Annotated in this window: 11 protein-coding genes; 10 read left to right on the top strand and 1 reads right to left on the bottom strand. The window is 68.2% G+C overall.

Translation table 11 applies throughout. The annotated features are described in order from the left end of the window. The first annotated feature begins 41 nt into the window (after positions 1-41). Positions 42-1,322, top strand: coding sequence for an ATP-dependent Clp protease ATP-binding subunit ClpX (gene clpX / locus AC3B6C_RS17560; protein WP_010841624.1), 1,281 nt, complete (start codon positions 42-44; stop codon positions 1,320-1,322). Positions 1,323-1,396: 74 nt separating this feature from the next. Here the strand turns inward: clpX and AC3B6C_RS17565 are convergent, their stop codons facing one another. Further along, positions 1,397-3,730, bottom strand: a complete 2,334-nt coding sequence (locus AC3B6C_RS17565; protein WP_488376293.1) for an FdhF/YdeP family oxidoreductase — start codon at positions 3,728-3,730, stop codon at positions 1,397-1,399. Positions 3,731-3,800: 70 nt separating this feature from the next. Here AC3B6C_RS17565 and mobA point away from each other — a divergent pair, with 70 nt between their 5' ends. The 9 genes from mobA to rpmA all read left to right on the top strand — a co-directional run bounded on the left by mobA (position 3,801) and on the right by rpmA (position 15,092). Then, positions 3,801-4,418, top strand: coding sequence for a molybdenum cofactor guanylyltransferase (gene mobA / locus AC3B6C_RS17570; protein WP_014926435.1), 618 nt, complete (start codon positions 3,801-3,803; stop codon positions 4,416-4,418). Positions 4,419-4,485: 67 nt separating this feature from the next. After that, the gene (locus AC3B6C_RS17575; RefSeq protein ID WP_055474769.1) at positions 4,486-7,176 is read left to right on the top strand and encodes a valine--tRNA ligase; all 2,691 of its coding nucleotides are present in this window, start codon (positions 4,486-4,488) and stop codon (positions 7,174-7,176) included. Beyond that, positions 7,173-8,705, top strand: a complete 1,533-nt coding sequence (gene folC / locus AC3B6C_RS17580) for a bifunctional tetrahydrofolate synthase/dihydrofolate synthase (protein WP_488373627.1) — start codon at positions 7,173-7,175, stop codon at positions 8,703-8,705. Before AC3B6C_RS17575 ends, folC begins: the two co-directional genes overlap by 4 nt. After that, on the top strand, positions 8,702-9,091 hold the full coding sequence (locus AC3B6C_RS17585) for a DUF4233 domain-containing protein (RefSeq protein ID WP_010841619.1): 390 nt from the start codon (positions 8,702-8,704) through the stop codon (positions 9,089-9,091). The genes folC and AC3B6C_RS17585 overlap by 4 nt, the downstream gene beginning before the upstream one ends. Positions 9,092-9,313: 222 nt before the next feature. Continuing rightward, a complete protein-coding gene (locus AC3B6C_RS17590) occupies positions 9,314-9,775 on the top strand; it encodes a hypothetical protein (protein ID WP_488373628.1) in 462 nt (153 codons plus the stop codon). A gap of 37 nt (positions 9,776-9,812) precedes the next feature. Next, positions 9,813-10,229, top strand: a complete 417-nt coding sequence (gene ndk / locus AC3B6C_RS17595) for a nucleoside-diphosphate kinase (protein WP_010841617.1) — start codon at positions 9,813-9,815, stop codon at positions 10,227-10,229. 427 nt (positions 10,230-10,656) lie between these two features. After that, a complete protein-coding gene (locus tag AC3B6C_RS17600) occupies positions 10,657-14,196 on the top strand; it encodes a translation initiation factor IF-2 N-terminal domain-containing protein (RefSeq protein WP_488373629.1) in 3,540 nt (1,179 codons plus the stop codon). A 283-nt stretch (positions 14,197-14,479) separates the two neighbouring features. Beyond that, a complete protein-coding gene (gene rplU / locus AC3B6C_RS17605; protein ID WP_004019625.1) occupies positions 14,480-14,791 on the top strand; it encodes a 50S ribosomal protein L21 in 312 nt (103 codons plus the stop codon). Between the two features lie 37 nt (positions 14,792-14,828). Further along, positions 14,829-15,092, top strand: coding sequence for a 50S ribosomal protein L27 (gene rpmA / locus AC3B6C_RS17610; RefSeq protein ID WP_004019626.1), 264 nt, complete (start codon positions 14,829-14,831; stop codon positions 15,090-15,092). Positions 15,093-15,160 lie beyond the last annotated feature (68 nt).

Raw genomic sequence — 15,160 nt, forward strand, 5'->3', positions numbered from 1 at the left:
GACACGACAGTCCGGCAACGAGGAAGTAGGTACAGCGCGAGATGGCACGAATCGGAGACGGTGGCGACCTGCTCAAGTGCTCTTTTTGCGGCAAGAGCCAGAAGCAGGTGAAGAAGCTCATCGCCGGCCCCGGCGTGTACATCTGCGATGAGTGCATCGACCTGTGCAACGAGATCATCGAAGAGGAACTGGCGGAGAACGGCGACGTCAAGCTCGACGAGCTGCCCAAGCCGACCGAGATCCGCGACTTCCTCGAGAAGTACGTGATCGGCCAGGACACCGCGAAGCGAACGCTCGCGGTGGCGGTGTACAACCACTACAAGCGCATCCAGGCGGGGGAGAAGAAGGACTCCCGCACGGGTGAGACCGTCGAGCTGATGAAGTCGAACATCCTCATGCTCGGCCCCACCGGATGCGGCAAGACGTACCTGGCGCAGACGCTGGCGAAGATGCTCAACGTGCCGTTCGCGATCGCCGATGCGACCGCGCTCACCGAGGCGGGCTATGTCGGTGAGGACGTCGAGAACATCCTGCTGAAGCTGATCCAGGCCGCCGACTACGACGTGAAGCGGGCCGAGACCGGCATCATCTACATCGACGAGGTCGACAAGATCGCACGCAAGAGCGAGAATCCGTCGATCACACGCGATGTGTCGGGCGAGGGCGTCCAGCAGGCGCTTCTGAAGATCCTCGAGGGCACTCAGGCGTCGGTGCCGCCGCAGGGCGGACGCAAGCACCCGCACCAGGAGTTCATCCAGATCGACACCACGAATGTGCTCTTCATCGTCGCCGGTGCGTTCGCGGGACTCGAGAAGATCGTGTCCGAGCGGATCGGCAAGCGCGGCCTCGGTTTCGGTAACGAGGTGGCGAGCAAGGACGAGGTCGACACGTCGGATCAGTTCGCCGACGTGATGCCGGAGGACCTGATCAAGTTCGGCCTGATCCCCGAGTTCATCGGCCGGCTCCCGGTCGTGGCCTCGGTGACCAACCTGGACAAGGATTCGCTGGTCAGCATCCTGTCGGAGCCGAAGAACGCATTGGTGAAGCAGTACACGCGCCTGTTCGACATGGACAACGTGGAACTCGAGTTCACCAAGGATGCGCTCGAGGCGATCGCCGACCAGGCGATCCACCGCGGCACCGGTGCCCGTGGCCTGCGGGCCATCATGGAAGAGGTCCTGCTACCGGTGATGTACGACATCCCGAGCCGGGACGACGTCGAGAAGGTCGTCGTGACGGGCGAGACCGTCCGGGACAACGTCCTGCCGACGATCGTGCCCCGCAAGGCCTCCAGCGACGAACGCCGCGACAAGACCGCCTGACGCACAACACCTTTCGCAGACACAAGAGAGCCCCGCCCGAATCCGGGCGGGGCTCTCTTGTTCGTCCTCGACGGCTAGGCGGGTTCGGCCGGTTCCAACCGGACGACCACGGCCTTGGACACCGGCGTGTTCGACTCCTTGGCCACCGATCCGAGCGGAACCAGCGGATTGGTCTCCGGATAGTATGCGGCGGCGTTCCCGCGCGGCGTGTCGTAGGGGACGACCTCGAAGCCGCGGACCCGTCGCTCCTCGACCCCGCCCTCGCCGTCGAACTCGGAGACGATGTCGACGAGCTGTCCGGCGCGCAGACCGAGCGTCGTGACGTCGTCGGGGTTGACCATCACGATGTGGCGGTTGCCGGAGATGCCGCGGTAACGGTCGTCGTGGCCGTAGACGGTGGTGTTGTACTGGTCGTGGCTGCGGAGCGTCTGCAGGATCAGGCGGTCGGCCGGGATGTCCACCCATTCGAGCGGATGAAGCGCGAAGTTGGCCTTGCCGTTGGGGGTGTCGAACGACCGGGTGTCGCGGGGCGGGTGCGGCAGTACGAAGCCGTCACTGCGTCGGACGCGGATGTTGAAGTCGTCGAAGCCGGGGACGACCCGCTCGATCCGGTCGCGGATGCGGTCGTAGTCGCGTTTGAGCTCCTGCCACGGAACCGGATGGCCGGTGCCGAAGACTCGGGTTGCCAGATCGCAGATGATGGCGACCTCGCTGCGCAGATGCTCGGACACCGGCGGCAGCGACCCGCGTGAGAGGTGCACCGCCGACATCGAGTCCTCCACCGAGACACGTTGCGCCACACCGTCTATGACGTCCCGGTCGGTGCGGCCGAGCGTCGGCAGGATGAGTGCGCTGCGGCCGGTGACCAGATGGGACTCGTTGAGTTTGGTGGACACGTGCACGGTGAGTGCGCAGCGCCGGAGAGCCTCGGCGGTCGCCTCGGTGTCGGGTGAGGCCGACACGAAGTTACCGCCCATCCCGACGAAGACGCGGACCTTCCCGGCGGCCATCGCGGTGATGGCGGCGACGGTGTCGTACCCGTGCTCGCGTGGGGAAGTGATGCCGAACTCGGCGTCCTGGGCGGCGAGGAAGGACTCTGGCATCTTCTCGAAGATGCCCATCGTGCGGTCGCCCTGGACGTTGGAATGCCCGCGAACCGGGCACAGTCCGGCGCCGACACGGCCGATCATGCCGCGCAGGAGCAACACGTTGGTGCCCTCGGCGATCGTCGCCACGCCGTGCCGATGCTGGGTGAGGCCCATCGCCCAGCACAGGACGATGCGGCGCGAGGTGGCGACCGTTCGCGCGAGCTCCTCGATCTGCGCGCGAGTCACGCCGGTGACGTCGGCGATCTCGTCGAGGTCGACGTCGTCGAGCAGGGCGAGGTACTCCTCGACCCCGGCACACGACTCGTCGAGGAATTCGTGGTCGAAAACTGTTCCGGGCGCGGCTCGTTCGGCATCGCGGAGCAGACGTGCGACGCCGCGGAACAGTGCCATGTCGGAGCCGAGCCGGACCTGCAGGAAGTCGTCGGCGAGTTTGGTACCCGCGCCGACGAGTCCACCGACCTTCTGCGGGTCCTTGAAGCGCATCAGGCCGGCCTCGGGGAGCGGGTTGATCGCGACGATCCGGGCGCCGTTGTGCTTCGCCTTCTCCAGCGTGGCGAGCATTCTCGGGTGGTTGGTGCCGGGATTCTGGCCGGCGATGAGGATCAGGTCGGCGGCCTCGAGATCGGGGACGGTCACCGAACCCTTGCCGATGCCGATCGACGCGCCGAGTGCGGCGCCGGACGACTCGTGGCACATGTTCGAACAGTCGGGCAGGTTGTTGGTACCCAGGCTCCGGGCGAAGAGCTGATACAGGAAGGCGGCCTCGTTGCTGGTGCGCCCCGAGGTGTAGAACACCGCCTCGTGGGGCGAGTCCATCGCGGCGAGTTCGTCGGCGATGACCGCGTTGGCCTGGTCCCAGCTGATCGGGCGGTAGTGGGTGTCACCCGGACCGAGGAACATCGGGTGGGCCAGACGACCCTGCTGCGAGAGCCAGTAGCCGCTGCGCGTGCGCAGGTCGTCGAGGCTGTGGGCGGCGAAGAAGTCGGGGGTGACGGCGCGACGCGTGGCCTCCTCGGCGACCGCCTTGGCGCCGTTCTCGCAGAACTCGGCGTGCTTGCGGTGTCCCGGCGTCTCCGGCCAGGCGCAACCCGGGCAGTCGAATCCGTCGCGCTGGTTGAGCTTGATCAGGGTCTGCGCCGTCCGGAGCGCGCCCATCTGCTCGACCCCGCGCTTGAGAGCGACCGCGACGGCCGGGACCCCGGCGGCGTAGGACTTCCGATGCTTGCGCCGGACCTCGCGCGGGTCATCGACGTCGTGGGTCGAGGAGTTCCGGTCGTGCGTGTTGCTCATGATGTCCATCTTGCCCCCATCGTGTGCCGCATCGCGCACACTGGTCACTGTGACTCAACACACGGGATCGGACACATCGGTGATCGCCGCTCTGGTACTGGCAGGCGGACGCTCGCGGCGGATGGGCAGCGACAAGGCCGCGCTGGACTGGGAGGGCGAACCCATGCTCGCCCGGGTGGTGCGCGTGGTGTCGCAGCGATGCGATCCGGTGCTGGTCGTGGCGGGCGAGACGTCCGCCGCGTTCCGCGGTGTCGACGACATCCGCGACCGTGCGGCGCCGGGTATCGATTCGTCGAAGGTGCACTGGGTGACCGACGAGCAGGAGGGGACGGGTCCGCTGGGCGGTCTCGTCGCGGGTCTGTCCGCGGCTGCCGCGGCGGGCGCCGAGTACGCGTTCGTCTGTGCCACGGACATGCCGCTCATCGCCCCGGAGCTGATCGACGAGCTGCGGCTGGGGATGACGGGCTCCACCCAGGCGGTCATCGCGCGCGACGCGCAGCGGGATCATCCGATGGCGGGGATCTACCGCACGGACGCGGCCGCACAGATCGCCGATCTCGTCGCGAGCGGCGAACGACGCATGCTCGGCGCGATCGAGGCGCTCAACACCCATCGCGTCGGAGTGTCCGAACCGGACTGGCTCGTCAACGTCAACGCCCCCGAGGACCTGCACCGGTTGCGCGTGTCGCCGGGTTAGCGGGAGCGCGGGTGCACCGACGGGTCCCGGGCGAGGTCCGGCCCGGCGGAAACATAGAATAGCGCCCGTGACATCACCCGACCAGACATCCGCGTTGCCCGACACAGCGTCGTCCCGGACTGCCGTACCCGAGACCGGGTTGCCCAAGTCCTGGGACCCCGCTGAGCACGAGGCGTCGCTCTACCAGGGCTGGGTGGACGCCGGGTACTTCACCGCGGACGCGGCGAGCGACAAACCGCCGTTCTCCATCGTGATCCCGCCGCCGAATGTCAACGGCTCCCTGCACATGGGTCATGCCTATGAGCACGTCCTGATGGACGCGCTCTCGCGTCGTCGTCGCATGCAGGGCTACGAGGTGCTGTGGCTGCCCGGCATGGACCACGCGGCGATCGCGATGCAGACGATGGTCGAGCGCAAGCTCGCCGCCGAGGGCAAGACGCGCGACGACCTCGGCCGGGAGGCGTTCATCGACCGCGTGTGGGCCGAGAAGGCCGAGATCGGCGGCAACATCGGTGAGCAGATGCGTCGCCTCGGCGACAGCGTCGACTGGTCACGCGAGCGATTCACGATGGACGAGGGTCTGTCGCGCGCGGTGCACACGGTGTTCAAGAAGATGTTCGACGATGGGTTGATCTACCAGGCGGAGCGACTGGTCAACTGGTCGCCGGTCCTCAAGACGGCCGTCAGCGACATCGAGGTGAGCTACGCGGACGTGGAGGGCGAGCTCGTCAGCTTCCGCTACGGATCGCTCGACGACGCCGAACCCCACATCGTCGTCGCGACGACCCGGCTGGAGACGATGCTCGGCGACACCGCGATCGCGGTGCATCCCGACGATGACCGTTATGCGCACCTGGTCGGCACCGAACTGCCGCACCCGTTCGTCGACCGGATGATCCCGGTCGTCGCCGACGACTATGTCGACCCGGAATTCGGCAGTGGCGCAGTGAAGATCACCCCGGCGCACGATCCCAACGACTTCGCGCTCGGGCAGCGACACGATCTGCCGATGCCGACGATCATGGACTCCTCGGCCCGGATCGCCGACACCGGAACCGAATTCGACGGCATGGATCGGTTCGAGGCGCGCGTCAAGGTGCGCGAGGCGCTGGCCGAACAGGGCCGGATCGTCAAAGAAGTGCGTCCGTACCTGCACAGCGTCGGTCACTCGGAGCGGACCGGCGAACCGATCGAACCCCGACTGTCGATGCAGTGGTGGGTGGCGGTGGACAGGCTGGCCGCGGCGGCCGGCGACGCGGTGCGCGACGGGTCGACGGTGATCCATCCGAAGTCGATGGAACCGCGCTGGTTCGCCTGGGTCGACGACATGCACGACTGGTGTATCTCGCGTCAGCTGTGGTGGGGTCACCGCATCCCGATCTGGTACGGACCCGATGGTGACGTGGTCTGCGTCGGACCCGACGAGCAGGCCCCCGAGGGTTACGTCCAGGAGACCGACGTCCTCGACACGTGGTTCTCCTCCGGGCTGTGGCCGTTCTCCACGATGGGCTGGCCCGACCAGACCGCGGATCTCGAGAAGTTCTATCCCACTTCGGTTCTCGTCACCGGATACGACATCTTGTTCTTCTGGGTGGCCCGGATGATGATGTTCGGCACCTACGTCGGCAAGGATCTGGGGCCGGGCAACGAGATCCCGTTCCACAACCTGTTCCTGCACGGGCTGGTGCGCGACGAGCACGGTCGCAAGATGTCGAAGTCGAAGGGCAACGGCATCGACCCGCTGGACTGGGTGGAGCGCTTCGGCGCCGACGCCCTGCGTTTCACGCTTGCCCGCGGCGCCAATCCCGGTTCGGACATCTCGGTCGGTGAGGACCACGCCCAGTCGTCGCGCAACTTCGCGACCAAGCTCTACAACGCCACCAAGTTCGCACTGATGAACGGTGCGAAGGTCGGTGAGCTGCCCGACGCGGAGACGCTGACCGACGCCGACCGGTGGATCCTCGGCCGCCTCGATGAGGTGCTCGCCGAGGTCGACGCCGGATTCGAGTCCTACGAGTTCTCCAAGGCCTGCGAGGCGCTCTACCACTTCGCCTGGGACGAGGTGTGCGACTGGTACCTCGAGCTGGCGAAGGTGCAGATCGCCCAGAACGACGAGAACCGTTCGGAATCAACCGCGCTCGTGCTCGGCGCGGTCCTGGAACCGTTGCTGAGGGCGCTGTCGCCGGTGATGCCGTTCGTCACCGAGGTGCTCTGGAAGACCCTCACCGGGGGCGAATCTCTCGTGGTCGCACCGTGGCCGACCACGTCGGGACGCGAATGGTCGTCGGATTCGGCGGCCCGCGTGGACGATCTGCAACGACTGATCACCGAGGTCCGCCGTTTCCGCAGCGATCAGGGCCTGCGTCCGGGTCAGCGCGTCTCCGTCCAGTTCGACGGACTCGGCGAAGCCGGGCTCGAACCGCTGCTGCCGTACGTGACCTCCCTGGCGCGCCTCGATCCGGCCGGACCGGACTTCGGTGCGACCGCGACCATCGAGGTCCGACTGAGTGTGGCCACGGTGGTCGTCGCGATCGACACCTCGGGCACCGTCGACGTCGAGGCCGAGCGCAAGAGACTCACGAAGGACCTGGCGGTCGCCGAGAAGGAACTGTCGACGACGTCGGCGAAACTGGGCAACGAGCAGTTCCTCTCCAAGGCGCCGGACCACGTGGTCGCCAAGATCCGGGACCGACAGCGGATCGCGACCGAAGAGGTCGAGCGGCTGAACGCGAAGCTGGCGAGTCTGGCCGGCGCGTGAGTGACGACAACGGTTTCCCCGAAGAGGACCCCGCCGTCCTGGGAATGGATGCGGCGGGTGACCCCCTGGGTCTCTCGGCGATCATGGACGAGGACGAACCCGATCGGGATGCCGAGCCGGCGCCGTTGCGCGTCACCGACAGCGCCGACGAGCTCGCCGAACTCGCCGACGTCGAGGCAGAGCTCGACACCCGGTGGCCCGAGACGAAGATCGAGCCGTCGCTGACCCGGATCGCGACGCTCATGGACCTGCTCGGGTCTCCGCAGCAGGGTTACCCGGCCATCCACATCGCCGGAACCAACGGCAAGACGTCGGTCACCCGGATGGTCGATGCCCTGCTGTCCGCGCTGCACCGGCGCACCGGCCGGATCACGAGTCCGCACCTGCAGCGGGTCACCGAGCGGATCTCGGTGGACGGCAGGCCGATCCCCGCTCGCACCTACATCGACACCTACCGGGAACTCGAGCCGTACATCACCATGGTCGACGATTCGTCGACGACGGCGGGTGGACCGCGGATGAGCAAGTTCGAGGTGTTGACCGCGATGGCGTACGCGGTGTTCGCCGAGGCGCCCGTCGACGTGGCGGTCGTGGAGACCGGCATGGGTGGGCGCTGGGACGCGACCAACGTCATCGACGGCACGGTCTCGGTCATCACGCCGATCGCGATGGACCACGCGGACTATCTCGGCGACACGCTGACCGCGATCGCGGGGGAGAAGGCCGGAATCATCAAGGCCGCCGAACCCGATGCCGCCGGGACCGTCGACCCCGTCACGGTCATCGCCGAGCAGAGCCCCGAGGTCATGGACGTCCTGCTGCGCGCGGCCGTGGACGCGGGCACCATCGTCGCCCGCCAGGGTTCGGAGTTCGCGGTCCTCGATTCGGTCATCGCCGTCGGCGGGCAGATGCTCACCATCCAGGGTCTCGGCGGTGTCTACGACGAGATATTCGTGCCGTTGCACGGCGCGCATCAGGCGGCGAATGCCGCGCTGGCCCTCGCTGCGGTGGAGGCGTTCTTCGGTGCGGGTGCCGACCGGCAACTCGACATCGATGCCGTCCGTGCGGGTTTCGCGACAGTCGAGAACCCGGGGCGGCTCGAACGGCTGCGCAGCGCGCCGACGGTGTTCGCCGACGCGGCGCACAATCCGCACGGCGCGGCCGCGCTCGCGCAGGCCCTGGCCGAGGAATTCGACTTCCGTCGTCTCGTCGGCGTGGTCGGCGTGCTCGGCGACAAGGACGCCCGTGGGGTCCTCGAGGCCCTGGAACCGGTGCTCGACGCCGTCGTCGTCACCGACAACGGATCTCCCCGTGCCCTCGATCCCGAATCGCTCGCGGAATACGCGCGCGAGGTGTTCGGCGAGGACCGCGTGGTCGTCAAACCCTTCCTGCCCGATGCGGTCGAAGAGGCCATCGCCTTGGCCGAGGAGGCCGACGGGGAGCGCGTGTCGGGAGCCGGCGTGGTCATCACCGGGTCCGTCGTGACCGCCGGTGCCGCGCGAACTCTTTTCGGTAAGGAACCCTCATGACCCGGTACACCCCACCCACGAACGATCCGTGGAAGGGGTTGCGCGGCGTGATGGCCGGCACGATGATCCTCGAGGTCATCGTCGTGATCCTGGCATTCCCGATCGTGTGGCGCCTCGGCGACGGTCTGACCTGGTTGTCGGGCGGGTACCTCACGCTGGTCGTCATCGCGATGATCCTCGCCGCCGGGGTCCAGGGACGGCCGTACGCGATCACCCTCGATCTCATCCTGCAGGTGGTCCTGATCGTCGGCGGGATCTTCCACTGGTCGATCGCGGTGGTGGGGATCATCTTCGGGTCGGTCTGGCTCTACATCCGCTACATCAAGGCCGACGTCGAGAAGCGTGTCGAGCGCGGGATGCTGCCCGGCCAGGAGCCGATCGAGTAACCGGGAAATCGGGCGGTGCCGCCGGCCCCGGACATGTGACCAGCCGTGTTCGCGTTGATCAGGCCGGGGTTTGGTGGCCGCAAGACCTGTGGCCGGACCGTTATCGCCGAACCGGGCCGGTGTGGGGAGCTTGCTGCAACAATGGCCCAAGCCGCGGGGGCGACAGGTCGTTCCTCGCAGCTTGTCGAACCCCATTCCGATACACCCGATGTGAGGACATACGTGCAGTTGCAGCTCTCCCGGACCGCCATCTTCGACCGCACCCGCCGCACTCTGCTCCCCGCGGCTGTCCTGGCCGGCGCGGCACTCGCGCTGGCCGTCCCGGCATCGGCCGCCGCGGCTCCGGAGGACGAGCAGCCCCCGGTCGCGATCGCGAACTTCACGGGAGCGCCCGTCGCCGATGCGCCGGTTCCCGTCGGGCCGGGGGAGTACAGCTATGTCGCCACACACGCGATCACCGAGCGCGCCGCCTCGATGAAGGCGCCCGAGGCGATCGCCAGTCTTCCTGTGCCGGCTCAATACCGGCCCGCGAATCTCGGTCTGGCGCAACAGTTCGACCTCGCGCTGGCCGGCGCACTCGCCTCACCGGGCGGATGCGTTCAGGTGATCGTCGATCCGCGCTCCCGCACCGGGAGTCTCTTCAATTACGGTTTCTTCCCGGTTGCGGGTGAGTACTGCTCCTGACCGGTGCGGAATCACAGCCGGTCGATAGGGTGTCAGCGTGACTGAACGCACTCTCGTACTCATCAAGCCGGACGGCGTCGAACGCGGCCTCGTCGGCGACATCATCAGCCGCATCGAGCGCAAGGGCTTGACCCTGGTGGCTCTCGAGCTCAAGACCGCCGGCGACGAGGTCGCCCGCGGACACTATGCCGAGCACGAGGGCAAGCCGTTCCATCCCTCGCTGCTCGAGTTCATCACCTCGGGCCCGCTGGTTGCGGCAGTCCTCGAAGGACCCCGCGCGGTGGCCGCGTTCCGGCAGATCGCCGGCGGCACCGATCCGGTGGAGAAGGCCGTGCCCGGAACCATCCGCGCCGACTTCGCGCTCGACACGCAATACAACCTGGTCCACGGGTCTGATTCGCCCGAATCGGCGCAGCGTGAGATCGCCCTCTGGTTTCCCGGACTCGAGGGCTGAAACGGGGTCTCCAGCTCGACGCGCGCGGTCAAACGCTCATCCTTTGCGGTCATCCGACCGCGGTGTGGGATACTTGTGCAGTTATCGCCGACACACTTTGTCGACGACAACCGGATGACGCGCCCTGGTTCCGGCGCGTCGCGGTGCGGCACTGACGCACCGCGACGCCACGGAACCGCAGCTGACCCCACCGAGTTCGCACTGCTGCCAGCAGCCGAACACTCAGGTTCTGCCTGTGCCCGGTGGCGTGGAAGGCGTCCGGGGACGCGGTCATCGACACAGCAAGAGCGTCGTCGGGTGATCCGCAGGTCGGGTCGTCGTGACGACGCGCAGACCACACAACACCGGTCCGACACGGACCGGGACACAGAGCAGACCCTCGCGTGGCCGCGTCAGCCCGACGCGCCCGGGGGTTCGAGGAGACTGAGTGACCGACAACGGGTCGCCGGCTGACGCGAACGCAGCGTCGGAATCGGCGGAGGAATTTCCCAGCAAACTTCGTGTGCACGCCCTGGCGCGTTTCTTGGGCCTGACGAGTCGACAGGTACTGGCTCACCTGGCGAACCTCGGCGTGCAGACCCGCAGCCCACAATCCAGCGTCGACCGCGACCTGGCGAAAGCCGTGGCGGAACGAGTTCGGGCCGGCGTCGACGAGAACGCCGAGACGCCTGCGCAGACAGTGCCGGCCGACACCCCGACCGAGGCGCCGTCGGCGGAGCCCGCACCGGCCGAGACCGGATCAGCCGAGATCACGTCGGCCGATCCGGAGCCGACCGCGGACGAGCCGACACCGACCCCCGCGGACGACGCCTCATCGACACCGCCGGCCGCCGAGGCCCCGACACTGTTCTCGGCGGCGTCGGCGCAGTACGACGCGCCCGTGGCATCGTCTGCCGGCGAGGCCGACACGTCTGCCGGCGTGCAGCCGCTGTTCCTGCAGCCGCAGGCACCGGCCGAGAAGCCCCGCACCGCCCGCTCGGGGCGCGCCAAGCCCAAGGTCGAAACGAGCGCCAGCGGCGACGCGAACGCCGAGGACGAATCGGCCGGCACTGCCGCCCCTGAGGCCGCCGCGACCCCGGAATCCGGGGATGAACCCGCCGGCGCGCGGGGTCGCGAGGCGTCGGCGTCCGATGTGGCGAAGGCGGACGAGGCGACGACCGACGAATCGAACGCCGGCAGCTCGACCCCCGATGGCACCGACGATTCGAACGGCGACGACTCTGCCGACGATTCGAACACCGACGACTCGAACGGCGACGACTCGGGTTCGGGTCGGAGTCGCCGGCGCCGGCGCGGTCGGCGCGGGCGCGGGCGAGGTCGGGGAGACCAGGGCGCGGACGGCGAGTCCGACACGGACGACTCGGACGCCGACGAGTCGGACACGGACGACGCAGACGACTCCGCCGTCACCGACGGGCGGGGCGCCGAGGCGACCCGCGAGTCCGACAGCACCGCCGGCGAGACCGATTCCGACGACACCTCCGCCGACGACACCTCCGCCGACGACGAGTCGTCCGACGAGTCGCGCTCGGAGGAAGGCCGCCCGTCGGGCAAGCGCACACGGCGCCGCAGCCGCCGGTCGGGTTCGGACAAGTCGGGTGACGCCGAGTCCTCGAGCTCGTCGGGCGACCGTGCCGACGAGGCCACCGACGACTCCGACACCACTGACGAGTCGGACGACGACGCCTCCGGTGACGATGACTCCGGCGATTCGTCGTCGACTCGTCGCCGTCGCCGCCGTCGCCGTCGCAAGGGTGGCGGCGAATCGGAAGAGGTGTCTCCCGACGATCCGCCGAACACCGTCGTCCACGAGCGCGAGCCGCGCAGCAAGCGCGCCCGTGACGAGGTCCAGGGGATCTCGGGATCGACGCGGCTCGAGGCCAAGCGCCAGCGTCGCCGCGACGGGCGCGATGCCGGCCGGCGTCGGCCACCGATCCTGACCGAGTCGGAGTTCCTGGCGCGGCGCGAGGCGGTCGACCGGGTCATGGTCGTCCGCGAACGCAGCGCCAACAGCCGCATCTCCGGAAACGACGGGCACGAACACGCCGCGGTCGAGGACTACACCCAGGTCGCGGTCCTCGAAGACGGCGTCCTCGTCGAACACTTCGTGACCACCGCGACGTCGTCGTCGATGGTCGGCAACATCTATCTCGGTCGGGTCCAGAACGTACTGCCGGGCATGGAGGCCGCATTCGTCGACATCGGCCGCGGACGCAACGGTGTCCTGTACGCGGGTGAGGTCAACTGGGACGCCGCCGGACTCGACGGCGGTTCGCGCAAGATCGAGCAGGCGCTCAAGCCGGGCGACAACGTTCTCGTGCAGGTCAGCAAGGACCCGGTGGGGCACAAGGGCGCCCGACTGACCACACAGATCTCGCTGGCCGGCCGCTACCTGGTGTACGTGCCGGGTGGTTCGTCGACGGGGATCAGCCGCAAGCTGCCCGACGTCGAGCGCAAACGCCTCAAGCAGATCCTGGCGAAGCTCGTCCCCGACGAGGCCGGGGTCATCATCCGCACCGCCTCGGAGGGAGTCAGCGCCGAGGAACTCGGTGCCGACATCGCTCGTCTCGAGTCGCAGTGGAAGACCATCGACGAGGCCGTCACACAGGCCAAGAAGGGCGGGTCGTCGAACCCGAAGCCGCTGTACGAGGAGCCCGACCTCCTGGTGCGCGTGGTCCGAGACCTGTTCAACGAGGACTTCAAGAAGCTCGTCGTCGAGGGCGACAAGGCCTGGAACCTGGTCGAGGGTTACGTCGGCTCGGTGGCCTCGGATCTGATGGAGCGCGTCGAGAAGTTCGAGAAGCCGCATGCCGACGCGCCGGATTCGTTCGTGGTGCACCGCATCGACGAGCAACTCGCGAAGGCCCTCGACCGGAAGGTGTGGCTGCCCTCCGGCGGCACGCTGATCATCGAGCACACCGAGGCGATGACCGTCGTCGACGTCAACACCGGCAAGTTCACCGGCTCGGGCGGCAACCTCGAGGAGACCGTGACGCGCAACAACCTCGAGGCCGCCGAGGAGATCGTGCGGCAGATGCGGTTGCGCGACATCGGCGGCATGATCATCGTCGACTTCATCGACATGGTCCTCGAGTCCAACCGGGACCTGGTGCTGCGCAGGCTGACCGAGGCCCTCGCCCGTGACCGCACGCGCCATCAGGTGTCCGAGGTGACCTCGCTCGGCCTCGTCCAGATGACCCGGAAGCGTCTGGGAACCGGTCTGCTCGAAGCGTTCTCGACCACCTGCACCGCGTGCAGCGGCCGGGGCATCATCGTGCACTCGAATCCCGTCGAGGTGAAGTCCGACGACTCCGCACGCGCGGAGGGTTCGGGCTCGAAGCGGTCGCGTCGGGGCAAGAAGAAGGCCGACGCACAGCCGGAGGCCGCACCGGCCGTCGCGCCCGCCCACAAGCCCGCCGAACATCCGATGTTCCGGGCGATGGCAGCGCACTCCCACGACGACGACCACGATGGACACGGCGGACCACACCCCGACGGCGACGCTGCGCGAAGTTCCGACGGTGACACGGCACCGACGGTCGCGGCGTCCGAGCAATCGGCCGCGGGGGCCGGGACAGACACGTCCGGGGACCGCACCGCCGCCGCGCCGGACGTCCCAGAGCCCGTCGCTTCGGAGCCCGTCGCTTCGGAGCCCGCCGCGACAGAGGCTGCCGTCACGGAGCCGGCGGCGACGGAATCGGCGGACGCCGAGTCCGCCGGTACGTCGTCCGACGGTCAGGCTCCGGCGGCCGCACGGCGTCGGCGCCGGGTCGTCCGGCGTCCCGCGCAGACGACCACGGCACCCGAGAACGTGGTGATGACCGCGGTCGACGTGGTCCCGGACACCCCCACCACGACTTTCGGCCCGGTGTCGTCCGGCACCGGTGAGGCGGCCGTCGCGGTCCGGCGCCGGCCGCGCAAGCGCAGCGCCGGCCGTCCGGCGGGACCGCCGCCGGCCGAGGACTGACCGGAGTGGGGCAACTGGTCACGGGCCGGCGGTGGGCGAGTTTGACCCGACCACCGACGTTCCCGTAATCTTGGAAAGTCGCCTCCTGCGGAGGGTCTGCGCTGTTCTGCCCGCTTCGGCACAGCAACGGTGCGAATCCCGTCGGAGGCCCTCTGGTGCGAACCGCAGCTTCCCCGGCCACGTGACGGGCTACCCTGCGGCCCGCCCCGGCACGCACAACACAAACGCCCCAGGAGCGTCAGCGCCCCGAGGGTCCGAGTAGACGAGTAAGAGGAAAACTTCGATGGCAACGTACGCGATCGTCAAGACCGGCGGAAAGCAGTACAAGGTCGCTGAGGGCGACACTGTGAAGGTCGAGAAGATCGACGGAGAGATCGGCAGCACGGTGAGTCTGCCGGTCGCGTTGGTCGTCGACGGGTCGAACCTGACCACCGATGCCGACAAGCTGGCCAAGATCTCGGTCACCGGCGAGGTCGTCGACCACGTCAAGGGTCCCAAGATCCGCATCCACAAGTTCAAGAACAAGACCGGCTACCACAAGCGCCAGGGTCACCGTCAGAAGCTGACGGTCCTCAAGGTCACCGGCATCAAGTAGTTCGACCAGTTCGAGAAGACCTCAGGAGGACTGACACATGGCACACAAGAAGGGCGCGTCCAGCTCGCGCAACGGTCGCGATTCCAACGCCCAGCGACTCGGTGTGAAGCGCTTCGGCGGCCAGCAGGTGAGCGCAGGCGAGATCCTGGTCCGCCAGCGCGGCACCAAGTTCCACCCCGGCGTCAACGTCGGTCGCGGTGGCGACGACACCCTGTTCGCGCTGGCCGCGGGCGCGGTGGAGTTCGGCTCCAAGCGTGGCCGCAAGACGGTCAACATCGTCCCGGAAACCGCTTCGGTCTGACCCGAGCAACCGGCACGACACAGCCTTTACACAGGGCGGGCAGGGTCATCGCGTACCCCGCCCGCCCT

It is taken from the genome of Gordonia sp. 11cp (assembly GCF_057767225.1).

Bases quoted from the DNA above. Each gene is read 5' to 3' on its own strand.
- rplU (WP_004019625.1), top strand. From the start codon at position 14,480: ATGGCAACGTACGCGATCGTCAAGACCGGCGGAAAGCAGTACAAGGTC.
- clpX (WP_010841624.1), top strand. From the start codon at position 42: ATGGCACGAATCGGAGACGGTGGCGACCTGCTCAAGTGCTCTTTTTGC.
- AC3B6C_RS17565 (WP_488376293.1), bottom strand. From the start codon at position 3,730: ATGGACATCATGAGCAACACGCACGACCGGAACTCCTCGACCCACGAC.
- rpmA (WP_004019626.1), top strand. From the start codon at position 14,829: ATGGCACACAAGAAGGGCGCGTCCAGCTCGCGCAACGGTCGCGATTCC.
- AC3B6C_RS17585 (WP_010841619.1), top strand. From the start codon at position 8,702: ATGACCCGGTACACCCCACCCACGAACGATCCGTGGAAGGGGTTGCGC.